Annotated in this window: 18 protein-coding genes and 3 pseudogenes; 14 read left to right on the top strand and 7 right to left on the bottom strand. The window is 60.6% G+C overall.

What is annotated here, in order from left to right; genetic code table 11:
* Positions 1-128 precede the first annotated feature (128 nt).
* The 3 genes and pseudogenes from AO240_RS29420 to AO240_RS22720 form a co-directional block, all read right to left on the bottom strand.
* Positions 129-665 (bottom strand): annotated as a pseudogene (locus AO240_RS29420) (methyl-accepting chemotaxis protein); the annotation flags it as partial.
* A 327-nt stretch (positions 666-992) separates the two neighbouring features.
* Positions 993-1,970: pseudogene (locus tag AO240_RS29415) on the bottom strand (cache domain-containing protein); the annotation flags it as partial.
* Positions 1,971-2,224: 254 nt separating this feature from the next.
* Positions 2,225-3,115, bottom strand: coding sequence for a bestrophin family protein (locus tag AO240_RS22720; protein WP_099239422.1), 891 nt, complete (start codon positions 3,113-3,115; stop codon positions 2,225-2,227).
* A 180-nt stretch (positions 3,116-3,295) separates the two neighbouring features.
* On the opposite strand from AO240_RS22720, the gene AO240_RS22715 reads away from it, so the two are divergent.
* The 3 genes and pseudogenes from AO240_RS22715 (at position 3,296) to AO240_RS22705 (ending at position 4,447) form a co-directional block, all read left to right on the top strand.
* Complete coding sequence (locus AO240_RS22715; protein WP_099239420.1) at positions 3,296-3,547, top strand: hypothetical protein; 252 nt, start codon at positions 3,296-3,298, stop codon at positions 3,545-3,547.
* Positions 3,540-3,986, top strand: a pseudogene (locus AO240_RS22710) (cell filamentation protein Fic); the annotation flags it as partial. The gene AO240_RS22715 and the pseudogene AO240_RS22710, both read left to right, overlap by 8 nt.
* Entirely contained in the window at positions 3,986-4,447 is a 462-nt protein-coding gene (locus tag AO240_RS22705) for a metallophosphoesterase family protein (protein ID WP_099239418.1), read from the top strand. The pseudogene AO240_RS22710 and the gene AO240_RS22705, both read left to right, overlap by 1 nt.
* 8 nt (positions 4,448-4,455) lie before the next feature.
* Here AO240_RS22705 and AO240_RS22700 read toward each other — a convergent pair whose 3' ends face one another.
* Complete coding sequence (locus tag AO240_RS22700; protein WP_058413245.1) at positions 4,456-4,767, bottom strand: helix-turn-helix transcriptional regulator; 312 nt, start codon at positions 4,765-4,767, stop codon at positions 4,456-4,458.
* A 78-nt stretch (positions 4,768-4,845) separates the two neighbouring features.
* Between AO240_RS22700 and AO240_RS22695 the strand changes: the two genes are divergently transcribed.
* Both AO240_RS22695 and AO240_RS22690 read left to right on the top strand, forming a co-directional pair.
* Complete coding sequence (locus tag AO240_RS22695; protein ID WP_099239416.1) at positions 4,846-5,937, top strand: NADH:flavin oxidoreductase/NADH oxidase; 1,092 nt, start codon at positions 4,846-4,848, stop codon at positions 5,935-5,937.
* A 178-nt stretch (positions 5,938-6,115) separates the two neighbouring features.
* Positions 6,116-8,242: a TonB-dependent siderophore receptor gene (locus tag AO240_RS22690; protein WP_099239414.1), complete on the top strand. Its 2,127-nt coding sequence runs from the start codon at positions 6,116-6,118 to the stop codon at positions 8,240-8,242.
* A 22-nt stretch (positions 8,243-8,264) separates the two neighbouring features.
* On the opposite strand, the gene AO240_RS22685 is transcribed toward AO240_RS22690, so the two are convergent.
* Both AO240_RS22685 and AO240_RS22680 read right to left on the bottom strand, forming a co-directional pair.
* Positions 8,265-8,987, bottom strand: a complete 723-nt coding sequence (locus AO240_RS22685) for a FadR/GntR family transcriptional regulator (protein WP_099239412.1) — start codon at positions 8,985-8,987, stop codon at positions 8,265-8,267.
* Between the two features lie 47 nt (positions 8,988-9,034).
* Entirely contained in the window at positions 9,035-10,771 is a 1,737-nt protein-coding gene (locus tag AO240_RS22680) for an IlvD/Edd family dehydratase (RefSeq protein WP_099239410.1), read from the bottom strand.
* Positions 10,772-10,963: 192 nt separating this feature from the next.
* Here AO240_RS22680 and AO240_RS22675 point away from each other — a divergent pair, with 192 nt between their 5' ends.
* The 7 genes from AO240_RS22675 to araH are packed head-to-tail and all read left to right on the top strand — an operon-like array spanning position 10,964 to position 19,407.
* Positions 10,964-12,286: an MFS transporter gene (locus AO240_RS22675; RefSeq protein ID WP_099239408.1), complete on the top strand. Its 1,323-nt coding sequence runs from the start codon at positions 10,964-10,966 to the stop codon at positions 12,284-12,286.
* A 15-nt stretch (positions 12,287-12,301) separates the two neighbouring features.
* Positions 12,302-13,291 (top strand): AraD1 family protein, encoded by a 990-nt coding sequence (gene araD1, locus AO240_RS22670; protein WP_099239406.1) that lies wholly within the window; start codon positions 12,302-12,304, stop codon positions 13,289-13,291.
* A 10-nt stretch (positions 13,292-13,301) separates the two neighbouring features.
* Positions 13,302-14,882, top strand: coding sequence for an aldehyde dehydrogenase (NADP(+)) (locus tag AO240_RS22665; protein ID WP_099239404.1), 1,581 nt, complete (start codon positions 13,302-13,304; stop codon positions 14,880-14,882).
* Between the two features lie 50 nt (positions 14,883-14,932).
* Positions 14,933-15,796, top strand: a complete 864-nt coding sequence (locus AO240_RS22660; RefSeq protein ID WP_099239402.1) for an SMP-30/gluconolactonase/LRE family protein — start codon at positions 14,933-14,935, stop codon at positions 15,794-15,796.
* Positions 15,797-15,834: 38 nt separating this feature from the next.
* Positions 15,835-16,839, top strand: coding sequence for a substrate-binding domain-containing protein (locus AO240_RS22655; RefSeq protein ID WP_099239400.1), 1,005 nt, complete (start codon positions 15,835-15,837; stop codon positions 16,837-16,839).
* Between the two features lie 57 nt (positions 16,840-16,896).
* Complete coding sequence (araG, locus tag AO240_RS22650; protein WP_099239398.1) at positions 16,897-18,426, top strand: L-arabinose ABC transporter ATP-binding protein AraG; 1,530 nt, start codon at positions 16,897-16,899, stop codon at positions 18,424-18,426.
* 9 nt (positions 18,427-18,435) lie between these two features.
* Positions 18,436-19,407 carry an L-arabinose ABC transporter permease AraH gene (gene araH, locus AO240_RS22645; RefSeq protein ID WP_099239396.1) on the top strand — a complete coding sequence of 324 codons (972 nt, stop codon included), beginning with the start codon at positions 18,436-18,438 and terminating at the stop codon, positions 19,405-19,407.
* A 68-nt stretch (positions 19,408-19,475) separates the two neighbouring features.
* On the opposite strand, the gene AO240_RS22640 is transcribed toward araH, so the two are convergent.
* Complete coding sequence (locus AO240_RS22640) at positions 19,476-20,624, bottom strand: aldose epimerase family protein (RefSeq protein WP_099239394.1); 1,149 nt, start codon at positions 20,622-20,624, stop codon at positions 19,476-19,478.
* 138 nt (positions 20,625-20,762) lie between these two features.
* On the opposite strand from AO240_RS22640, the gene AO240_RS22635 reads away from it, so the two are divergent.
* Together AO240_RS22635 and yghU are read left to right on the top strand one after the other, a co-directional pair.
* On the top strand, positions 20,763-21,530 hold the full coding sequence (locus AO240_RS22635) for an SDR family NAD(P)-dependent oxidoreductase (protein ID WP_099239392.1): 768 nt from the start codon (positions 20,763-20,765) through the stop codon (positions 21,528-21,530).
* A gap of 56 nt (positions 21,531-21,586) precedes the next feature.
* Positions 21,587-22,420 carry a glutathione-dependent disulfide-bond oxidoreductase gene (gene yghU, locus AO240_RS22630; protein WP_099239390.1) on the top strand — a complete coding sequence of 278 codons (834 nt, stop codon included), beginning with the start codon at positions 21,587-21,589 and terminating at the stop codon, positions 22,418-22,420.
* The last annotated feature ends 303 nt before the right edge of the window (positions 22,421-22,723 follow it).

Below are 22,723 nucleotides of genomic sequence, written 5' to 3'. Positions count from 1 at the left end.
CCAGTTAGTACATTCCGTCCTGCAACAGTCTTTTACGCTTGCGGCGATGATGCACTGCGTTCGACGTGCTCAAGACCCGCGTCTTCAAGCCCAGTGAGGCGGTGAATGCTCACCGCCTCACCGACGCGTCAGTACTTGAAGCGCCCCACCAAGCCGTTGAGTTGGCCGGAAATATCCGTCAAGCGGCCAGACCCGGTCTGCGCCGAGTGGGCAAAGCCTTCAATCAACTGCGCGTCGGCATGAATCTGCGCGATGTGCCGGTTGATCTCTTCAGCCACCTGGTGTTGCTCCTCGGCGGCCGTGGCGATCTGGGTGTTCTGGTCACGAATCGAATCCACCGAGCCGCGAATCTTGTCGAAACTGTCGCGGGCCTGCTGGATACGTTCCACGCTGGTGTGCGACACCGTCAGGCTGGCCTGCATCTGTTGGGTGACGTCTTGCGTGCGGCGGGCGAGGTTGCCGAGTAGGCTGTCGATCTCTCCGGTGGAGTCGGCGGTGCGCCGGGCCAGGGCGCGGACTTCGTCGGCAACTACGGCAAAACCACGGCCCTGGTCACCCGCACGGGCGGCCTCGATAGCGGCGTTGAGGGCCAGCAGGTTGGTCTGCTCGGCGATCGAGCGGATGGTGTCGAGGATGGTGTTGATGTTCTTGCTGTCCTGCTCCAGCAACTGCATGGTCTGCGTCGACTTTTGCAGGTCTTCGCTGAGTTTGAGCACGCTGCCGGTGGCTTCGCCGATGTGCGCTTGGCCGTCGTGCACATCGCGATAGCCTGCGTCGGCACTCGACGCGGCGGCGCTGCACGAGCGGGCCACTTCGTTGGCGGTGGCGAGCATTTCGTTGAAGGCGGTGCTCACCAGTTCCACCGCTTCACGCTGGCGCCCGGCGGCCTGGTTCATGTTGTGCGCGACGTCGCGCGTATCGGCGGCGGCCGCTTGCAGGTCGGTAGAGGCGTTGCCGATGCGCTGCACCAACTGCGCGATCATGCTCAGGAACTGGTTGAACCAGCCCGCCAGGCTGGCGGTTTCATCCTTGCCCTCGACCTTGAGCTGGCGGGTCAGGTCGCCTTCGCCTTCGGCAATCTCTTGCAAACCCTCGGCGACCCCGCGAATTGGACGCACGATGACGCGGGCGAAGCTTGCGCCGACGAGTGCAAAGATCACCGCCAGAACCGCCGCGATGGCGGCAATCAGCCAAGTGAGGCTTGAGGCTTGCGCCATCACTTCATCGCGCTTGATCAAGCCGATAAAGCGCCAGCCCAAGCCCTTGGAACTGACCACGTTGGCCATGTAGGTCACGCCATTGATGTCGACCTGAGTGACGCCGTCGCCACGCTTGGCCAGCTCGGCGTAATGCGCGCCCAGGTCGGCCAGGGGCTTGAAGTTGTGCTTGGCATCGCTGGGGTCCACCAGCACGTTGCCGTTGGCTTCCACCAGCATCAGGTAGCCGCTCTCGCCGAGCTTGATGTTGCGCACCAATTCGGTGAGTTGTTTAAGCGATACGTCCAGGCCAACCACGCCCAGTATGTTGCCGGTGGCGTCGGCGACGGTGTGCACGGTGCCGATCAGTGACACATCGTCCGGTGCCCAGTAGTAGGCGCCGGTGCGTACGGTGGTGCCGGGCGCGGCCAGAGCGGCCTGGTACCAGGGGCGTACGCGCGGGTCGTAGTTGTTGAGTTTGGTGTCGTCAGGCCAACTGGCGTAGCCGCCGTCTTTCAACCCCAAAGACAGGTAAGCGGTGCTGGGGTGGGTCTTGGCGAACTGGTCGAACATCTCCAGCAGCTCTTTATTGGTCGGCGTAAGCGCAATTTGCGCGGCGTCGGCACCGGCGTAACTCTTCAGGTCTTTGGCCGCGATAATGCGCGGGTCTTTGGCCACGTAGTCGACGTTCTGGCTGATGCCGTCGAAGAACTGCTGCATGCCATTGTCGATCTGGCGGATCTCGCGGCCACTGCTGTCGAGGAAGTTGGCCATGGCCCCCGCACGCAGGTTCAACACAACCAGCACGGCCACCAGAATAACCGGCAGGCACGCGACAGCCGCAAACGCCCACGTCAGCTTTTGCTTGATATTCATTACTTCTCCCGCAGGTATTTATAGTTATGGCAAGGGGAAACGGTTGGAGGGAGCGGCGCATGTGTTTTTTGGGTGAAGCGGTCCATGCTTACCCCGGTATATCGACCGGGGCAGCAGGCACTTGAGGCGGGAGGATGCAGTAAGGCGGGTGGTTAGCCGATGCGGTCGCTGCCCAACGCATCGCGCTGCATCGACTGCAGGTTTTTCTCGATGGTTTCGCAGATGCTTTCCATCTGGATCTGGTGTTCGCTGGAGTGAAACGGGCTTTGCAGGTCAGTGCCGATGCGTTCAATCGCCAGCAGCATAAAGCCCACCACCGTTGACGCCAGCGGCGTAAACCAACCCAGCGACTCCACCAGGCCGACCGGTACGATCAGGCAGAACAACGAAATAAACAGCCGCGGGAAATACACGTAAGGGTAGGGCAGCGGCGTGTTGGCGATGCGTTCCATGCCGCCCTGCGAGTTGGACAAGTCCACCAGAGTGGATTCGATCCGCGCCAGGCGAATGCTGTCCAAATGCCCGGCCTTGTATTCCTTGGCCAGCAGGGTCGCGGAGCCGGTGAGAATGTCGTTAGCGAAGTTATTGGTGGTGCCATTGCGGGCAAATTCTTCGGCCGGGATAAACGCGCGCACCTCGTCCGGGCACGGCTTGCGTCGTAGTTGCGCGGCCAGGCAGTTTACGTAGGCCACATGGCGGCGCAGCAGGGTGGCTTTGATCGGGTGCGCCTCGCCGTCCGGGTCATCCAGCAGCGTCAGCACCTGGCGCGCAAAACTGCGCGAGTTATTCACCATCGCGCCCCACAGGGTTCGGGCTTCCCACCAGCGGTTATAGGCGCTGCTGTTACGAAAACTGATCAGCACCACCAGCGCCGAACCCAGCAGCGTCAGGGGCATCAGCGGTAAATTGAGCTTGGAGGTCAGGAACAGCATGAAGTCCACCGTGACGGCGACATCCCACAACAATAGCCAGAACAGCGCCCAACCCACATAACCCATGGTCTTGATGATCAGGCGATACTTTTTGATGATGGCGGCTTTCAAACGAGGACCTCGCGGGGAGCGGTAAGCAAGAATACCTACACTCGGACGCTGATTTGCGGGTAAAGGTTCGCCATGCGACTGAATCGATTAAGTTGCGTGCTGTTGCTGCATACCTTGAGGCGGGTTGATAGGCAGGATCAGCGCCATGCTATGCTTAATGTGCTAATCGAGGGATTGCAGATGACTAAAACAGCCGATGTCAGTGTTGCCAACCAGGTACGCCGAATGGCCAAAGCTCACCATATCACCGCCGAACGTGATGGCATCAGCCGAATGGCTGTGGCAATCAGCGGCTTGGCTGGCGACGTTGTCGAGTTGGACGGTGTCGAGCAATTGTTGGTCAACCTTAAGCGCAAGGGCGTCCTGAGCAAATCGGAAACCCTGGCACTTCAAGGCAGTTATCTTCAAGAAAAGCGGCGCGCGTTCTATTGAATATGCACTTGAACTGGCCTCAAACACGCAACGTTTTAGAGATTACCCCGGCGATGTGATGGGCCAACTGGCGTTTGCGCACCCTTTTCTTGATGGTAATGGTCGTACGATTCTGCTCGTTTTCATGGAGCTATGTTACCGCGCCAAGTTTGCCATTGAGTGGTCAAGAACGAACAAGGATGAGTATCTTCTGGCACTTGGCGAGGAGATTCGGGAGCCATTCAAAGGGCACTTGAACAGCTACTTGAAACCCTTCGTGGTCGATATTAACCATCGTGATGAATGGCCAGGAATGATTGGCGGTATCGAAGGGCTGGACGGGCTGGATAAGGAAGGTATCACTTACGAAGATCTGGATAACCCAGAGGTTCAACAGATTTACAACACCTACAGGGCGCATTTGCTTGATCAGCCGCCTTCTGCAAAACAGGACACCTGATGTACACAGTTGGCGTAATTTCCGATACCCACGGCCTGCTGCGCCCCGAAGCCGTGGCGGCGCTGCAAGGGTGTGAACAGATCATCCATGCGGGTGACATCGGCAGCGCGGAGATTCTTCAGCATTTGGCGTGCATCGCGCCGCTGCACGTGGTGCGCGGCAATAATGACCAGGACGCGGTGTGGGCGCAGCAGGTGCCCGACCATCTGCACCTGGATGTGCACGGCTGGAATACGCTGGTGGTGCATGACATTGCCGACGTGCCTGCCTTACTTGGCCCGCAGACGCGGCTGGTGATCACCGGTCACTCGCATAAACCTTTGATTGAGTGGCGCGGCTCAGTTTTGTATGTGAACCCCGGCAGCGCGGGGCGGCGGCGCTTCAAATTGTCGGTGACGCTGGCGGTGCTTGAGGTGCTGGGCAGCTCGATCGAGCCGCGGCTTGTTTCGCTGCTCGACTGATGCAGATTTTAGCGCTGGCTGAGAATACTCTGCAGCAGCCCGGGGAAACGGCTCTCAAGCAACTCGCCGCGCAATGAATTCAGATGCGTGGTGCCCGCACTGCGGGTGTGCACCAGGCCTGCATCGCGCAGCACGCGAAAGTGGTGGGACATGCTCGATTTAGGCCGCCCGCCGTCCAACTCGCCACACGTGGCCTCGGGCACACCGGCCAAACAGCGCACGATTTCCAGGCGCACAGAGTCGCTCAACGCGTAGAGCACGCGTTCGAGAGTCAGGTCTTCAATGGCCGGGTGTTTGAAAGCTCGCATGAAATGAATCATAACAGGGGGCTATCGTTGAATACTATAGTTCGATTACCATCGAACTATCGAATCACTCACTCGCTTCTGGAGTCCACGATGTCAGCCTTGTTCGAACCGTTCAAACTCAAAGACGTTACCCTGCGCAACCGCATCGCAATCCCGCCGATGTGCCAGTACCGAGCCGACGATGGCATGGTCAACGACTGGCATCACGTTCACTTGGCAAGCATGGCCCGTGGCGGCGCCGGTTTGCTGGTGGTTGAAGCCACTGCCGTGGCCCCCGAAGGCCGCATCACCCCAGGCTGCGCCGGCATCTGGAGCGACGCACACGCCGAAGCCTTCGTGCCGATGGTCAAGGCCATCAAGGCTGCTGGCTCAGTGCCGGGCATCCAGATTGCCCACGCCGGCCGCAAAGCCAGCGCCAACCGCCCGTGGGAAGGTGATGACCACATGCCCGCGTCCGACGCGCGCAGCTGGGAAACCATCGCGCCGTCGGCGATTGCGTTTGGTGCGAACCTGCCTAACGTGCCGCGCGCCATGACCCTGGAAGACATCGCCCGCGTGCGCCAGGACTTCGTCGATGCCGCCCGCCGTGCGCGTGACGCCGGTTTTGAATGGATCGAACTGCACTTCGCCCACGGCTACCTGGGGCAGAGCTTTTTCTCCGAGCATTCCAACCAGCGTACCGATGCCTACGGTGGCAGCTTCGACAACCGCTGCCGTTTCCTGCTGGAAACCCTGGCCGCCGTGCGTGAAGTATGGCCAGAGAACCTGCCGCTGACCGCACGTTTCGGTGTGATCGAATACGACGGCCGTGACGAACAAACACTGACTGAATCCATCGAACTGGCCCGCCGTTTCAAGGCTGGCGGCTTGGACTTGCTGAGTGTCAGCGTCGGTTTCACCATTCCTGACACCAACATTCCGTGGGGCCCGGCCTTCATGGGCCCGATCGCCGAACGCGTACGTCGCGAAGCGGGCATCCCGGTCACCTCGGCGTGGGGTTTTGGTACGCCGCAGCTGGCTGAAAGCGCCCTGCAAGCCGGGCACCTTGATCTGGTTTCGGTGGGCCGCGCCCACTTGGCCGACCCGCATTGGGCGTATTTTGCAGCCAAAGAGCTGGGCGTCGACAATGCGTCCTGGACCTTGCCGGCACCTTACGCGCATTGGTTGGAACGCTATCGCTGAGGCGAGGCAACCCCAACATCAAGTCTTGTAGCCACTCTCAGGAGTGGCTTTTTTTTGGCCTGTCGAAAAAACTCAAATGAGAATACATATCAATCGTTAGGGTGTTGGTATACCCTGCGCGCCAAAATAACAGGCAGATTTGCTGCCTCCTTTGGCTTCTTGATTAGGTTCATCTTCCATGCGTCGTACCCTGGTTTCGATTTGTGTGCTTCAGGCGTTTTCCCCGTTGAGTTGGGCAGACGCCGAGCCGGTTGAAAAAGCCCCACTAGAGTTGCAAGCGACCAGCATCACCGGCACTGCCGACTATGAAACGGCCCAGGGGCCGGTGCACGGCTATCACGCCACGCGTTCGGCGAGTGCGACGCGAACTGATACGTCGATTCATGAAACGCCGCAGTCGATCAGCGTGGTGTCTCAGGCGGTGGTCGAAGACCTCGGCGCTACCCGTTTACAGGACGCGTTGGACTACGCAGGCGGCGTAGGCCGCGCGAACAACTTCGGCGGGCAGGGGCTGACCACCTTTACCGTGCGCGGCTTCACTACCGGCGAGTTCTACCGCAACGGTTTTCCAATCAACCGCGGTTACCCGAACATGCCGGACGCCAACACCATCGAGCGTCTTGAGGTGCTGCGCGGGCCTGCGACCATGCTCTACGGCCGAGGTGATCCCGGCGGTACGTTCAATGTGGTCTCCAAGCAGCCGCTGGCGCAGCGCAGCGTGACGCTGGGCAGTCAGTTGGATGACCAAGGCATGCGTCGCGGCACGCTGGACGCTTCTGGCCCACTGGATGAAGAAGGCCGCCTGGCCTACCGGCTGAACGTGGTGGGCGAGGGTGGCGAGACCTTTCGCGATCATGTGCAAACCGAACGCTACGGCGTGACGCCGGTAGTGAGCTGGCAGGCTACGGATGACACCAAGGTGATCTTCGAAGGCGACTTCATGCGTAACAATCACCCGCTGGATCGCGGGCTGACGCGTTATCCGAATCAACTCGGCAAGGCTTCGCGCGACACCTTTTGGGGTGAAAAAGACGCGGGTAAATTACACAACGACAACAACATGGCCCAATTGCGTTTCGAGCATGTGCTCAACGACAACTGGACACTCGGCGGCGGCTTTCAATGGCTTGAAGGCACCTTGCAGGGTAACGCCATCGAAGCCAACAGCCTGGCCGCCGACGGGCGCACGCTGAGTCGCAACTTCAACTACCGCAAGCTTGAGTGGACCGACAAAGACACCCAGCTCAACCTCACCGGGCATTTCGCTACCGGCGGTTTTGATCACACATTGCTGACCGGCGTAGAGTTTGAAGATTACGACTACACGTCGATCATCCAACGCTCCAGCGGCGCGGCGGGTACTTACCCCATCGACCTGTTTAACCCGGTGTATGGCCAGCCGCGCCCGACCCTCACGCGCACGCCGACCCACGACAAGGAAAACCTCAAGACCTACGCCGCGTTCGTGCAGGACCAAGTAGCGCTGACCGAACGCTTGAAAGTGCTGGCCGGTGCGCGCTTCGAGCGCTTTGAGCACGACTATGAAACCTACGTAGCCGGCGGCAAAAGCTGGCAAGCCAGCGACAATGCGCTGACCCCGCGTGTGGGCGTGATCTACGACCTTACTGACACCGTGGCGGTGTACGCCGACGCCGCGCGCTCGTTCAAGCCCAACACCGGTGCCAGCCGCCAGGGCGGTGGTTTTCAGCCGGAAAAAGGCAAGTCATACGAGGTGGGCGTGAAGTGGGAGGCCCTGGATCGAGCGCTGAGCGTGGATGCAGCGATCTATCAGATCGACAAGAGCAACGTGCTGACCACCGACCCCGTCGACTCGGCCTTCAGCGTTGCCGCAGGCCAGGTGCGCAGCCGAGGTTTTGACTTGAACATCGCCGGCAATATCACCCCGCAGTGGCGCGTTATCGGCGGCTACGCCTTTGTTGACGCAGAGGTCACCAAAGACAACAGCATTCGCGTCGGCTCGCGTTTGGCCAACATCCCGCGCAACAGCTTTAGCTTGCTTAACGTGTATGAGTTCCAGGACGGCGCGCTCAAGGGTTTGGGCCTCGGCGCGGGCAGCAAGTACGTGGCTGAGCGGGTCGGCCAAACCTCGAACACGCCGTTTTCGATGGGCGCCTACAGCGTGGTCGACCTGCTCAGCTACTACAAGGTCAACGAGCATGTGCGGCTGAACCTGGAGGTGAAGAACCTGTTCAACCGTGACTATGAAGAGGGCGCGTTCGGTAACGTGTATGCGTATCCGGGTGAACCGAGGACGGTGCAAGCAGGCATTGCCTACACGCTTTGACGCGCAGCCGACTGGCCCTGCCTTACAGCGGGGTCAGCACGTTCATCACGGTATCCAGCGCCACCCGCGTGTCATCCAGTTGCACCAGCGAGGCGTGCCGCGCGCCGAGGGCGTCACGGTTGCGAATGGCCGTGAGGATCGCCTTGTGGCGGGGCAGGCTGAGGCCCTGAATATCCGGGCGGCGGTTGGTGATGTTGATCGACTCGCGCAGCGGCAGCGACAGCATGTTGCACATGTAGGCGAGCAAGTCGTTACGGGTGGCGTCGGCAATCGCACGGTGAAAGTCCAGGTCGGCCTGTAACAGCGCATCGTGGGTCTTCGCGGTTTCCATGCCGAGGTAAGCAGCCTCGATGGTAGCGATGTCTTCGTCGGTGGCGGTGGTCGCTGCCATGGCGGCGATTTCCGGTTCGAGGATGCGCCGCACGCCGGCCAGCGTGTTGAAAAATTCACTGTGCGGCGTGGACTGCATCAACCAGGACAACACGTCCGGGTCGAGCAAATGCCACTTCAAGCGCGGCCGCACCACTGCGCCCACGCGGGGTTTGGAATACACCAGGCCCTTGGCGCTAAGCACTCGCGTTGCCTCGCGCAGCACCGAGCGGCTGACCTTGTACTCCTCGCAGAGCGTGGCCTCCATGGGCAGCCGTTCTTCGGGTTTGAAGCGGCCGGAAACGATGTGCATGCCCAAGTCCTGAACGATCTGGGCATGCATGCTCTTGCGCGGCTTGGGCGGCTGGTGATCCATAACGAAAGGCAGGCTCTGGCTAAATAGGCGGCATCATAGCATCCCAATTAGTGGGAATGACGCGGGACTTCCGCCCCACGGCAACCCACCAGAAAGTCAAAGTCGCAGCCTTGGTCCGCCTGCAGCACATGCTCGATGTACAGCTGGCGGTAGCCACCGACAATCAAGTTCTGCGGCGGTTTAAGGTCAGCCATGCGCGCCGCCAGCTCTGCGTCGGATATGTCCAGGTGCAAGCGGCCATTGGCGCAGTCGAGTTCGATCCAGTCACCTTCCTGCACCGTGGCCAACGGCCCGCCAGCAGCGGCTTCGGGTGCCACGTGCAAGACCACGGTGCCGTAGGCGGTGCCGCTCATGCGTGCGTCGGAAATACGCACCATATCCGTCACGCCCTGCGCCAGCAGTTTGGCCGGCAAGCCCATGTTGCCGACTTCGGCCATGCCTGGGTAACCCTTGGGGCCGCAGTTTTTCATGACCAGGATCGAGTTGGCATCCACCTCCAGTTCCGGGTCATTGATGCGCGCCTTGTACATGTCGAAATTCTCGAACACCACCGCGCGGCCACGGTGTTGCATCAGTTCGGCACTCGCAGCCGAGGGTTTGAGCACTGCGCCCAGCGGCGCAAGATTGCCGCGCAGCACGCAAATACCGCCGTCGGCGCGGATCGGGTTGTCGAGCGTGCGGATCACTTCGTCCTGGCCATAAATCGGCGAGTCCTTGGTGTTCTCGCCCAGGCTCTTGCCGTTCACGGTGAGTGCGTTGGGGTGCGGAATCAAGTTGGCTTCGCCCAAGCGGCGCAGCACGGCGGGCAGGCCACCGGCGTAGTAGAACTCTTCCATCAGGAAACGCCCCGACGGTTGCAGGTCGACAATCGTCGGTATGCCCCGGCCCATGCGGGTCCAGTCATCCAGGTCGAGTTCGACGCCGATGCGCCCGGCAATTGCTTTGAGGTGAATCACTGCGTTGGTCGAGCCGCCGATGGCCGCATTCACGCGGATCGCGTTTTCAAACGCCTCTTTGGTCAGAATCTTCGACAGTTTCAGATCTTCGCGCACCATCTCTACCGCGCGCATGCCGCTCATGTGCGCCAGCACGTAACGGCGCGCATCCACCGCCGGGATCGCCGCATTGTGCGGCAGCGACGTACCGAGTGCCTCGGCCATGCAGGCCATGGTCGACGCGGTGCCCATGGTGTTGCAGGTGCCCGCCGAACGCGACATGCCGCCTTCGGCTGCGAGAAAATCATCCAGGGTAATCGTGCCCGCCTTGACCTGTTCGCTGAGCTGCCACACCACCGTACCCGACCCGATGTCCTGGCCCTTGTGCTTGCCGTTGAGCATCGGCCCGCCGGTGACCACGATGGCCGGCACGTCGCAACTGGCCGCGCCCATCAGCAGCGCCGGGGTGGTTTTATCGCAGCCGGTCAGCAACACCACGCCATCGATAGGGTTGCCGCGAATCGCTTCCTCTACGTCCATGCTCGCCAGGTTGCGGGTGAGCATGGCGGTAGGGCGCAGGTTCGATTCGCCGTTGGAGAACACCGGGAATTCCACCGGGAAGCCACCCGCCTCGATCACGCCACGTTTTACATGCTCGGCGATCTGGCGGAAATGCGCGTTACACGGCGTCAGCTCTGACCAGGTATTGCAGATACCGATGATCGGTTTGCCATGGAACTGATGGTCGGCGATGCCCTGGTTCTTCATCCAGCTGCGGTACATGAAGCCGTTCTTGTCGGCGGTGCCAAACCACTGGGCGGAGCGTAGGCCGGGCTTTTTGTCAGGCATGATGGTCTCTCTTATTGTATGACTATATGATCTCTATGCCGCTAAACATAAGCGCAAAATCTTCTGTTTGGAAGTGTTGTTTGCTAAATAGTACTACTATATAGTCAATCTCATCTTCGGCATGACCCTGGCGTATTTTCGCCAGAGGCATCCCCCGAGCTTCTATAAAAACAACAATCGGAGATCGACTCCATGAGCCAGGAACTGCGGCTTATACGGCGCATTACGCTGAAACTGATTCCCTTCCTGATCTTGCTCTACCTGATCGCGTACGTGGATCGCTCGGCGGTGGGCTTTGCCAAGCTGCACATGGGCGCCGACGTCGGTATCGGTGACGCGGCGTATGGCCTGGGGGCAGGGCTGTTCTTTATCGGCTACTTTCTGTTTGAGATCCCCAGCAACCTGATGCTCGACCGTTTCGGTGCGCGGCGCTGGTTTGCGCGCATCATGCTGACCTGGGGCGCCATCACCATCGGCATGGCGTTTGTGCAGGGGCCGCACAGCTTTTACGTGATGCGTTTTCTGCTTGGCGCGGCCGAAGCCGGGTTCTTTCCGGGCGTGCTCTACTACATCACCCAGTGGTTTCCGATACGCCATCGCGGCAAGATTCTCGGGCTGTTCATCCTCTCGCAACCCATCGCAATGATGATCACCGGCCCGGTGTCCGGCGGCCTGCTGGGTATGGACGGCATACTTGGCCTGCACGGCTGGCAGTGGCTGTTTATTGTGATCGGCACCCCGGCACTGTTGTTGACCTGGCCGGTGCTGCGCTACCTGCCGGACGGCCCCAAGCAGGTCAAATGGATGAGCGAGGACGAAAAAACCTGGCTCACCGGTGAGCTGGCGAAGGACCTGCAAACCTATGGCCAAACCCGCCACGGCAACCCGCTGCATGCGCTGAAAGATACGCGTGTGTTGCTGCTGGCGTTGTTCTACCTGCCAGTTACTTTGAGCATCTATGGGCTTGGCCTGTGGCTGCCAACCCTGATCAAGCAGTTCGGCGGCAGTGACCTGACCACCGGGTTCGTGTCCGCCGTGCCGTATATCTTCGGCATCATCGGGCTGTTGATCATCCCGCGCAGCTCCGACCGTTTGAATGACCGCTATGGCCACCTCGCCGTGCTCTATGTGCTCGGCGCCATCGGCCTGTTTTTCAGTGCCTGGCTGAGTGTGCCGGTGCTGCAAATGGCGGCGCTGTGCCTGGCGGCGTTCGCACTGTTTTCCTGCACCGCGGTGTTCTGGACCTTGCCGGGGCGGTTTTTTGCCGGCGCGAGTGCGGCGGCGGGTATTGCGCTGATCAACTCGGTCGGCAACCTCGGCGGCTACATCGGCCCGTTCGTGATCGGTGCGCTCAAGGAATACACCGGCAACATGGCGTCGGGTTTGTACTTTTTGTCCGCCGTGATGGTGTTCGGGTTGCTGCTGACCGGCGTGGTCTATCGTGTGTTGGAACGCAAGCACGTATTGCCCGCCGACCAGTTTGCCGCCAGCGCGCGCGGCGCCACACGCACTTAATCGAGGAGAAGTTTCATGCGTTTAGTTCAGTTCGAATTGGCTAACGGTGAGCGTCGGGTTGGCGTTGTCGAAGGCACGCAACTGCGCGAAGTTCAGAGCGTGCAGACGGTGCGCGAGCTGGCGCTGGCCGCCATCGAGGCCGGCGTCAAACTGCAACAACAGGTTGAAAGCCTCGGCGTGGGCGATAGCCATGACTACGCTGCATTGCTGGCCGAGCTGAAAATTTTGCCGCCACTCGACCACCCGGACCCTGCGCACATGCTGATCAGCGGCACCGGCCTGACCCACTTGGGCAGCGCTTCGGCGCGCGACAAAATGCACCAGGCCGGCGATGACAGCGCGTTGACCGACACCATGCGCATCTTCAAATGGGGCGTGGAGGGCGGCAAACCTGCCAGCGGCCAGGCGGGCGTGCAACCGGAGTGGTTCTACAAGGGCGACGGCAGCACCGTGGTGCGCCCAGGCCAGGCATTCCCGGTGCCGCCGTTCGCCGACGACGCCGGTGAAGAACCGGAAATCGGCGGCCTGTACGTGATCGGCCACGACCGCAAACCCTATCGCGTGGGTTATGCGGTAGGCAACGAATTCTCCGACCACGTTATGGAACGCAAGAACTACCTTTACCTGGCCCACTCTAAATTGCGCAGTTGCAGCTACGGCCCGGAGCTGCGCGTGGGGGAGTTGCCCGAGCACCTGGCGGGCACCAGCCGCATCCTGCGTGACGGCAAGGTTATTTGGGAAAACCAGTTCCTCAGTGGCGAGGCGAATATGTGCCACAGCCTGGAAAACCTCGAATACCATCATTTCAAGTACAGTCAGTTCCTCACGCCGGGCGATGTGCACATTCATTTCTTTGGCACCGCTACGCTGTCATTCGCCGACGGTATACGTACCCAACCGGGCGATGTGTTCGAGATCAGCCAAGCCGAGTTCGGCGCACCGCTGATCAACACGGTCGGCAGCGCTGACGCGGTGTTCGAACCCGGCAATGTCATCACCCTTTAAGGAGAGCCACATGACCCAGTTACTCGGCCACAACTACATCGGCGGCCAGCGCAGCGCCAACGGCAGCGTTACCTTGCACAGCGTAGACGCAACCACCGGCGAAGCCTTGCCGCAGCATTTCTACCAGGCTACCGCCGAAGAAGTCGACGCAGCCGCCACGGCGGCTGCAGCGGCTTACCCGGCGTACCGCGCCTTGAGTGCCTCGCGCCGCGCGCAGTTCCTGGACGCGGTGGCCGACGAGCTGGACGCGCTGGGCGACGATTTTGTGGAGTTGGTGTGCCGCGAAACCGCGTTGCCCGCCGCACGTATCAAGGGCGAGCGCGGGCGTACCAGCGGCCAGATGCGTCTGTTCGCAACGGTGTTGCGTCGCGGTGATTTCTACGGCGCACGTATCGACAAAGCGCTACCTGATCGCCAGCCTCTGCCGCGCCCGGACCTGCGCCAATACCGCATCGGCCTCGGCCCGGTTGCCGTGTTCGGCGCGAGCAACTTTCCCCTGGCGTTCTCCACTGCGGGCGGCGACACCGCGGCGGCGCTGGCGGCGGGTTGCCCGGTGGTGTTCAAGGCTCACAGCGGGCATATGGCGACGGCTGAGCAGGTGGCTGACGCGATCATGCGCGCCGCCGAAGCCACCGAGATGCCGGCGGGTGTGTTCAATATGATCTTCGGCGGTGGCGTCGGTGAAGCGCTGGTCAAGCACCCGGCGATCCAGGCGGTCGGCTTTACCGGCTCGCTCAAGGGCGGCCGCGCGTTGTGCGACATGGCGGCGGCACGTGCGCAGCCGATCCCGGTATTTGCCGAAATGTCGAGCATCAACCCGGTGATCGTGTTGCCCCACGCCTTGCAGGCGCGCGCGCAAAACGTCGCCCGCGACTTGACCGCTTCGGTGGTGCAAGGCTGTGGCCAGTTCTGCACCAACCCAGGCTTGGTGATCGGTATCGCATCGCCTGAATTCAGCGCATTCACCCAACAGGTCGCCCAGTTGATCGGCGAGCAACCGGCGCAAACCATGCTCAACGCCGGCACCTTGAGCAGTTACGGCAAGGGCCTGCAAAAGCTCCTGGCGCACCCTGGCATTGAGCATTTGGCCGGTAGCACCCAAGCCGGCAGCCAGGCGCAGCCGCAGTTGTTCAAGGCCGATGCGCGCTTGCTGATCGACGGCGATGAAGTGCTGCAAGAAGAAGTGTTCGGCCCGACTACGGTGTTTGTCGAAGTCGCCGATCAGGCGCAACTCAGCGCCGCGTTGCACGGCCTGCACGGCCAACTTACGGCGACGATTATTGGCGAGCCGGCAGACTTCGAACAGTTCGCCGAACTGACCCCGCTGCTGGAACAAAAGGTCGGCCGCATCCTGCTTAACGGTTACCCAACTGGCGTTGAGGTCTGCGATTCGATGGTGCACGGCGGGCCGTACCCGGCGACGTCTGATGCGCGCGGCACGTCGGTTGGCACTTTGGCCATCGACCGCTTCCTGCGCCCTGTGTGCTTCCAGAACTACCCTGACAGCCTGCTGCCGGACGCGTTGAAAAACGCCAACCCGTTGCGTATCCAGCGGCTGGTGGCTGGCACGCCGTCGCGCGATTCGCTGTAGTACTGCTTTGAAAACACGCACCTGAAAAAAACAATAATCCAGGAGGCCATATGCCGTGTATCGCCGTTACCCCGCACCGCGCACAGTTGGGCGAAGGTCCGTTCTGGGACGCGCCCACTCAGGCGCTGTATTGGGTCAATATCATCGGCAAACAGGCGCTGCGCTGGATGGGCGGGCAGCTGCAAATCTGGCAGTTGCCCGAGCACGTCTCGGCGTTTATTCCGTGTGCCAGCGGTGACGCGCTGGTGACCTTGTGCAGCGGCGTTTACCGGCTGAACCTCGCCACCGAAGCCTTGACCTTGCTCTGCGTGGCCGACCCGCAAACGGGCAATCGTGGCAATGAAGCACGCTGCGATGCCCAGGGTCGTCTGTGGCTGGGCACCATGCAAAACAATATCGGTGAGCAGGGTCAAGACCTGCCCGTCACGCGGCGTTCCGGCGGCCTGTTTCGCATCGATGCCGATGCGCAGGTCACGCCGTTGCTGCACGGCCTGGGCATTCCCAACACCTTGCTGTGGAGCGAAGACGGCGGCCACGTGCATTTTGGCGACAGCCTGGACGGCACGCTGTATCGGCATGCGATCCAGGCCGACGGCCAACTCGGCCCGGCGCAGGTGTGGTTCGGCGCGCACGCGCGCGGCGGGCCGGACGGCTCGGCGCTGGACAGCCAAGGCTATATCTGGAACGCGCGGTGGGACGGCAGTTGCCTGCTGCGGCTGACACCTTCGGGTGAGGTCGACCGTATCATCGAACTGCCGGTCAGCCGCCCCACCAGTTGCGTATTCGGCGGCCCCAACCTCAACACCTTGTACATCACCAGCGCCGCCAGCCCACTTGATCACCCCCTGGATGGAGCGCTGTTGGCCATCGAGGTTGACGTGCCAGGCACCGCCTGTCACCGCTTTGCCGGTTAACCCCAAGACTTGAACAACAACAACAAGGAGTCACCCGTATGAATCGTCGTCGTGGTATCCGTTCCCTGTGCTGCGCCGCTGTGGCGGTATCAGCCTTAAGCTTGAGCGGCCTGTTGCTGGCCGCAGAGGAAGTGAAGATCGGTTTTCTGGTCAAGCAGGCTGAAGAGCCGTGGTTCCAGACCGAATGGGCCTTTGCCGAAAAAGCTGGCAAGGAACATGGCTTTACCGTGATCAAGATCGCCGTGCCCGATGGTGAAAAAACCCTCTCGGCCATCGACAGCCTTGCGGCCAATGGCGCCAAGGGTTTTGTCATCTGCCCGCCGGACGTGTCGCTCGGCCCGGCCATCGTCGCCAAAGCCAAGGCCAACGGCCTGAAAGTGATCGCGGTGGATGACCGTTTTGTCGATGCCAAGGGCAACTTCATGGAGGACGTGCCTTACCTGGGCATGGCCGCCTTCGAAGTGGGCCAGAAGCAGGGCGCCGCGATGGCGGCTGAAGCGAAAAAACGCGGCTGGGACTGGAAAGACACCTACGCCGTGATCAACACCTTCAACGAACTCGACACCGGCAAGAAACGCACCGACGGTTCGGTTAAATCGCTGGAAGAAGCCGGTATTCCCAAGGACCACATTCTCTTCACCGCCGCCAAGACCCTCGACGTACCCGGCAGCATGGACGCGACTAACTCGGCACTGGTCAAACTGCCCAGCGGCGCAAAAAACCTGATCATCGGCGGCATGAATGACAACACCGTGCTGGGCGGCGTACGCGCCACCGAAAGCGCAGGGTTTGCCGCTGCCAATGTGATCGGTATTGGCATCAATGGCACCGACGCCATCGGTGAACTGAAAAAGCCCAACAGCGGCTTCTTCGGCTCGATGCTGCCTAGCCCGCACATCGAGGGCTACAACACCGCGAAGATGATGTTCGACTGGGTCACCACCGGCAAAGAGCCGCCGAAGTACACCGCCATGGATGAAGTGACGCTGATTACCCGCGAGAACTTCAAGCAGGAACTGGAAAAAATCGGTTTGTGGAACTGATGGTTTTGCTTGGCGGCCCCGGCAACGGGGCCGCCTGATCGGTGTGACGAGGTGGTTATGCACGCGCAATTACAAACACATAATAATGCCGGTGCACATTTGAGTTTCAACGGCATCGGTAAAACCTTTCCCGGCGTGAAGGCGCTCGACGCCATCAGCTTCACCGCCCAGCCGGGGCAGGTGCACGCCTTGATGGGCGAGAACGGCGCAGGCAAATCGACGCTGTTGAAAATTCTTGGCGGCGCCTACATCCCCAGCAGCGGCACGTTGCAGATCGGCGAGCACACCATGGCTTTCAAATGCGCTGCCGACAGCATCGCCAGCGGCGTCGCGGTGATTCACCAGGAGCTGCACCTGGTGCCGGAAATGAGCGTGGCCGAAAACCTGTTTCTCGGGCATCTGCCGTCGCGCTTCGGCGTGGTTAATCGCGGCGTGCTGCGCAAGCAGGCGCTGGCCTGCCTCAAAGGCCTGGCGGATGAAATCGACCCCGAGGAAAAGCTCGGCCGGCTGTCACTCGGCCAGCGCCAACTGGTGGAAATCGCCAAGGCGCTGTCGCGTGGCGCGCATGTGATTGCTTTCGATGAACCGACCAGCAGCTTGTCGGCGCGCGAAATCGACCGGCTGATGGCGATCATCACGCGCCTGCGTGACGAGGGCAAAGTGGTGCTTTACGTGTCGCACCGCATGGAGGAAGTATTCCGCATCTGCGACGCCGTCACCGTGTTCAAGGACGGCCGTTACGTGCGCACCTTTGACGACATGCACGCGCTGACCCACGACCAGTTGGTCACCTGCATGGTCGGCCGCGATATTCAGGATATTTACGATTATCGCCCACGCGACCACGGCGAGGTTGCGCTCAAGGTTGAGGGTTTACTCGGCCCTGGCTTGCGTGAGCCGGTGAGTTTTGAGGTGCACAAAGGCGAGATTCTCGGCCTGTTCGGCTTGGTCGGTGCGGGGCGTACCGAGCTGTTTCGCCTGCTCAGCGGATTGGAGCGCGCGACTGCCGGCCAGTTGCACCTCTGTGGGCAACCGCTGCAACTGCGCTCACCGCGCGATGCGATCGCGGCGGGCGTGCTGCTGTGCCCGGAAGACCGCAAAAAAGAGGGCATTATTCCGCTGGCAAGCGTCGCCGAAAACATCAATATCAGTGCGCGAGGCGCGCATGCAGCGTTTGGCTGGCTGCTGCGCGAAGGCTGGGAAAAGGGCAATGCCGACCAGCAAATCAACGCGATGAAAGTTAAAACGCCAAACGCAGAGCAGAAAATCATGTACCTGTCCGGTGGCAATCAACAGAAGGCCATTTTGGGCCGTTGGCTGTCGATGCCGATGAAGGTGCTGTTGCTCGATGAGCCGACTCGGGGCATCGATATCGGCGCCAAGGCCGAGATCTACCAGATCATTCATAACCTGGCGGCCAGCGGCATTGCGGTGATCGTGGTGTCCAGCGACCTGATGGAAGTGATGGGTATTTCCGACCGCATCCTGGTGCTGTGCGAAGGCGCCCTGCGCGGCGAAGAACGCCGCGAACACGCGACTGAATCCAACTTGCTGCAGCTGGCCTTGCCGCGCGGCCCGGCGAACTGAGAGACGACTATGACGACCCAACACAACGCGTTGCCGCAGGCACGCAAACCCCTCGACCTGCGCGCGCTGCTCGACAACTGGGCGATGCTGCTGGCCGCCGTGAGTATCTTTTTACTCTGCGCCTTGCTGATCGATAACTTCCTCTCGCCGCTGAACATGCGCGGGCTCGGCCTGGCGATTTCGACGGTGGGCATCGCCGCCTGCACCATGCTGTTTTGCCTGGCGTCGGGGCATTTCGACTTGTCCGTGGGCTCGGTGATTGCCTGCGCCGGGGTGGTGGCAGCGATCGTCATGCGCGATACCGACAGCGTGATGCTGGGCATCGGCGCGGCGTTACTGATGGGGCTGATCGTGGGGCTGATCAACGGCATCGTGATCGCCAAGTTGCGCGTCAACGCGTTGATTACCACGCTGGCGACCATGCAGATCGTGCGCGGCCTGGCGTATATCTTTGCCAATGGCAAAGCGGTTGGCGTGTCGCAGGAACAGTTTTTTATTTTCGGCAACGGCCAACTGTTCGGCGTGCCCGTACCGATCCTGATCACGATTCTGTGTTTCTTGTTTTTCGGCTGGCTGCTCAACTACACCACCTACGGGCGCAACACCATGGCCATTGGCGGCAATCCCGAAGCGGCGCTGCTGGCTGGGGTGAATGTTGATCGTACGAAGATCCTGATATTCGCCATCCATGGCGTGATCGGCGCGTTGGCCGGGGTGATTCTGGCGTCGCGCATGACCTCTGGCCAGCCAATGATCGGCCAGGGTTTTGAGCTGACGGTGATTTCTGCCTGTGTGCTGGGCGGGGTGTCGTTGAGCGGCGGGGTGGGCATGATTCGGCACGTGATCGCCGGGGTGTTGATATTGGCGATTATTGAAAATGCGATGAACCTGAAGAACATCGATACCTTCTACCAATACGTGATTCGCGGTTCTATTTTGCTGTTGGCCGTGGTGATCGACCGCATGAAGCAACGCGGATAGAGTTGTGTCGCGAGCGGGCCCCTGTGGTGAGCAAGCCCGCTCGCTACACAAGCGGGCTCGCAGCCTCATCAATCAGCAGAGAATTTAAACACCGTGTGCTGAGCATACGTCTGCCCAGGGTTCAACCGCGTCGAGGCAAATTTGGGCTGGTTGGGCGCATCCGGAAAATGCTGGGTTTCCAGCGTGAAACCGCTCCAGTGCTGGTAGGTCTTGCCAGCCTTACCCTTCACCGTGCCGTCGAGGAAGTTGCTGGTGTAGAACTGCACGCCAGGCTCCGTCGTATAGAGTTGCAAGCGTCGACCAGACGCCGGGTCATGCACTTCGGCGGCCAGTTGCTTGATATTGCCTTGGGTGTCCAACGCCCAGTTGAAGTCGAACCCGCCTTGTTTTGGCTCGGCGAATTTGAGCTGCGGATGATCATCCTTGATGCGCTGGCCGATGGCGGTAGGCGTTAGAAAATCCATCGGCGTGCCCTTGACGGGGGCCAGTTCGCCGGTCGGAATCAAGGTCGCATTTACCGGCGTGTAATGGCTGGCGTGCAAGGTGGCGACTTGCTTGAGAATGTCACCGTTACCGGCGCCGGCGAGGTTGAAGTAGCTGTGGTTGGTGAGGTTGAGCACCGTCGGTTTGTCGGTGGTGGCCGTGTAATCAATGTGCAGTTCGTTTTTGTCGTTGAGGCTGTAAGTGACTTCGGTTTTCAGGTTGCCGGGGAAGCCCATCTCACCGTCTTTGGACAGGTAGCTCAGCTTCACGCCGACCGAGTCCTTGCCCTTGACCGGTTCAGCCTGCCACACGTGTTTGTCGAAACCCTGCGCGCCGCCATGCAGCGAGTTGGGGCCATCGTTGAGCGGAACCTGGTAGCGTTTACCGTCGAGTTCAAAGGCGCCGCCGGCCAGGCGATTGCCAAAGCGGCCGATGGTTGCGCCGAAAAACGCCGTACCGGCCTGGTAGCCCTGCACATCATCGAAGCCAAGTACCACGTCTTCGACTGTGCCGTTTTTGTCCGGTACTTTGAGTGACTGCAACACGCCACCGTAGGTAATCACCGTGGCTTGCATGCCATGGCTGTTGCGCAATACGTACTGCTCGACGGCGGTGCCGTCATTGGTTTTGCCGAAGGGTTTATGCTCGCTGGTGAGCCCTGCGGCGTGAGCGCCGCCGCTGGCGATCATCATGGACAAAGCGAGGCCGGACAGCAGATGCCTGGGGTGCTTCATGGTCGAACTTCCTTTTGTTGTTTTGAGTGGAATAGTTCTACTAATGTGCGATATTTTGTCGAGTAGACAGCGAATTTATAGCCTTTAACGCCGATTACGTAAAATAAAATAAGACTAATTGATCGAGGCAACCGTTATATGAGTACTGAACAGGCCGTTTATCCCGACCTCAAGGGTAAGACCGTACTGGTCTCTGGTGGTGCCTCCGGCATCGGCGAATTCATGGTGCGCGCCTTCGCCGCGCAGGGCGCCAACGTCGGTTTTGTGGACCGTGCGCAAAGCCAGGGCGAACGCTTGGCGGCGCTTTTAAGTTCGCAAGGGCATCGCGTTGAATTCGTGTGCTGCGACATCACCGATGAAATCGCCTTCAAGGCAGCCATCGAGCGTTTTGAACACTCGCTGGGCGCCATCACCGTGCTGGTCAACAACGCCGCGAATGACGTGCGTCACACCCTCGAAGAAGTCGATTCTGCGATGTTCGACCGGCTGATCGCAGTCAACCTCAAACACGCCTTTTTTGCCGCCAAGGCGGTGGTGCCGATGATGAAAAAGGCGGGCGGCGGGGCGATCATCAACCTCGGCTCGGTCGGCTGGATGATGGCGTCTGCCGGCTACCCGGTGTACGCCGCCAGCAAAGCCGCCGCGCATGGCATGACACGCGCGCTGGCGCGGGAACTCGGCCCCAGTGGCATTCGGGTCAACACCCTGGTGCCCGGCTGGGTCATGACCGAAAAACAACTGGAGATGTGGGTCGACGACGCGGCCAGGGAACTGATCAGCCGCAGCCAGTGCTTGCCCGGCAGCGTGCTGCCGGAACACATCGCCAACATGACGTTGTTCCTCGCCTCCGATGTATCAGCGATGTGTTCGGCGCAAAACTTTATTGTCGACGGCGGTTGGGTCTAGACTGCGAAGCGCTGCGCCTGCCGGCGGAACACGACTGACACTAAGGAAAAGTAAGCATGAGCGACTACGTACCCCCGAAGGTCTGGAACTGGGAGGCCGAAAACGGCGGCACTTTCGCCAGCATCAACCGGCCCATCGCTGGCGCCACGCATGAGCAAGCGCTGCCGGTCGGCAAACACCCGCTGCAACTGTATTCGCTGGCCACGCCGAACGGGCAAAAGGTCACGATCCTGCTGGAAGAACTGTTGGCCTTGGGTCACCGCGGCGCTGAGTACGATGCCTGGCTGATCAAGATCGGCGACGGTGACCAGTTCGGCAGCGGGTTTGTTGCGGTTAACCCGAATTCGAAGATTCCGGCCCTGATGGACCGCAGTGGTGATACGCCGATTCGGGTGTTTGAGTCAGGGGCGATTTTGCAGTACTTGGCGGAGAAGTTCGGGGCGTTCTTGCCGACCGAGCCGGCGGCGCGTGCCGAGTGTTTGTCGTGGTTGTTCTGGCAGATGGGCAGTGCGCCGTACCTGGGCGGTGGCTTTGGGCATTTTTATGCGTATGCGCCGAGCAAAATGGAGTACGCGATCAACCGGTTTGCGATGGAGGCCAAGCGTCAGCTGGATGTGCTGGACAAGCGCCTGGCGGTGAGTGAATACATCGCCGGTGATGCATACACCATCGCCGACATCGCCATCTGGCCGTGGTACGGCGGGCTGGTCAAAGGCCGATTGTACGACGCGGCGGAGTTTCTTGCGGTGCACGAGTACACGCATGTACAGCGCTGGGCGAACGCGATTGACGCACGCCCGGCGGTGCAGCGCGGGCGTCGGGTGAACCGGGTCTCCGGTGAACCTGCCGAGCAGTTGGCCGAGCGGCACGCGGCGAGTGATCTGGACTGAGAAGCGCTATCCTGCGTGCGGCCAGCGTGGTTTAACGGGGCGCTTCTCAGATCAAGATCACAAAGATCAAAAGCAAAAGCACGGCGGCCTGAAAGCCGACCTGAGTGGTTGAAGCAGATCAAAAGCAGTTTTGCATACACCGCAGATCTGCTTTTTTTGCTTTTTGTGGGAGGGGGCTTGCTCCCGATAGCAGTTTCACAGTTGATACATGAATTGACTGACCCACCGCCATCGGGAGCAAGCCCCCTCCCACAGTTTGACCTCATTCGGCTTAGATGATCGTTCCCACGCTCTGCGTGGTAA

This window comes from Pseudomonas sp. ICMP 460, assembly GCF_002723595.1.
Lineage (GTDB): Bacteria > Pseudomonadota > Gammaproteobacteria > Pseudomonadales > Pseudomonadaceae > Aquipseudomonas > Aquipseudomonas kitaguniensis.
Note: the sequence above shows the minus strand (reverse complement) of the source record. Positions and strands in the feature narration are given on the sequence as shown.

Bases quoted from the DNA above. Each gene is read 5' to 3' on its own strand.
- AO240_RS22680 (WP_099239410.1), bottom strand. From the start codon at position 10,771: ATGCCTGACAAAAAGCCCGGCCTACGCTCCGCCCAGTGGTTTGGCACC.
- AO240_RS22660 (WP_099239402.1), top strand. From the start codon at position 14,933: ATGCCGTGTATCGCCGTTACCCCGCACCGCGCACAGTTGGGCGAAGGT.
- AO240_RS22635 (WP_099239392.1), top strand. From the start codon at position 20,763: ATGAGTACTGAACAGGCCGTTTATCCCGACCTCAAGGGTAAGACCGTA.
- araD1 (WP_099239406.1), top strand. From the start codon at position 12,302: ATGCGTTTAGTTCAGTTCGAATTGGCTAACGGTGAGCGTCGGGTTGGC.
- AO240_RS22715 (WP_099239420.1), top strand. From the start codon at position 3,296: ATGACTAAAACAGCCGATGTCAGTGTTGCCAACCAGGTACGCCGAATG.
- AO240_RS22685 (WP_099239412.1), bottom strand. From the start codon at position 8,987: ATGGATCACCAGCCGCCCAAGCCGCGCAAGAGCATGCATGCCCAGATC.
- AO240_RS22700 (WP_058413245.1), bottom strand. From the start codon at position 4,767: ATGATTCATTTCATGCGAGCTTTCAAACACCCGGCCATTGAAGACCTG.
- araH (WP_099239396.1), top strand. From the start codon at position 18,436: ATGACGACCCAACACAACGCGTTGCCGCAGGCACGCAAACCCCTCGAC.
- yghU (WP_099239390.1), top strand. From the start codon at position 21,587: ATGAGCGACTACGTACCCCCGAAGGTCTGGAACTGGGAGGCCGAAAAC.
- AO240_RS22675 (WP_099239408.1), top strand. From the start codon at position 10,964: ATGAGCCAGGAACTGCGGCTTATACGGCGCATTACGCTGAAACTGATT.
- AO240_RS22655 (WP_099239400.1), top strand. From the start codon at position 15,835: ATGAATCGTCGTCGTGGTATCCGTTCCCTGTGCTGCGCCGCTGTGGCG.
- AO240_RS22640 (WP_099239394.1), bottom strand. From the start codon at position 20,624: ATGAAGCACCCCAGGCATCTGCTGTCCGGCCTCGCTTTGTCCATGATG.
- AO240_RS22705 (WP_099239418.1), top strand. From the start codon at position 3,986: ATGTACACAGTTGGCGTAATTTCCGATACCCACGGCCTGCTGCGCCCC.
- AO240_RS22695 (WP_099239416.1), top strand. From the start codon at position 4,846: ATGTCAGCCTTGTTCGAACCGTTCAAACTCAAAGACGTTACCCTGCGC.
- araG (WP_099239398.1), top strand. From the start codon at position 16,897: ATGCACGCGCAATTACAAACACATAATAATGCCGGTGCACATTTGAGT.
- AO240_RS22665 (WP_099239404.1), top strand. From the start codon at position 13,302: ATGACCCAGTTACTCGGCCACAACTACATCGGCGGCCAGCGCAGCGCC.
- AO240_RS22690 (WP_099239414.1), top strand. From the start codon at position 6,116: ATGCGTCGTACCCTGGTTTCGATTTGTGTGCTTCAGGCGTTTTCCCCG.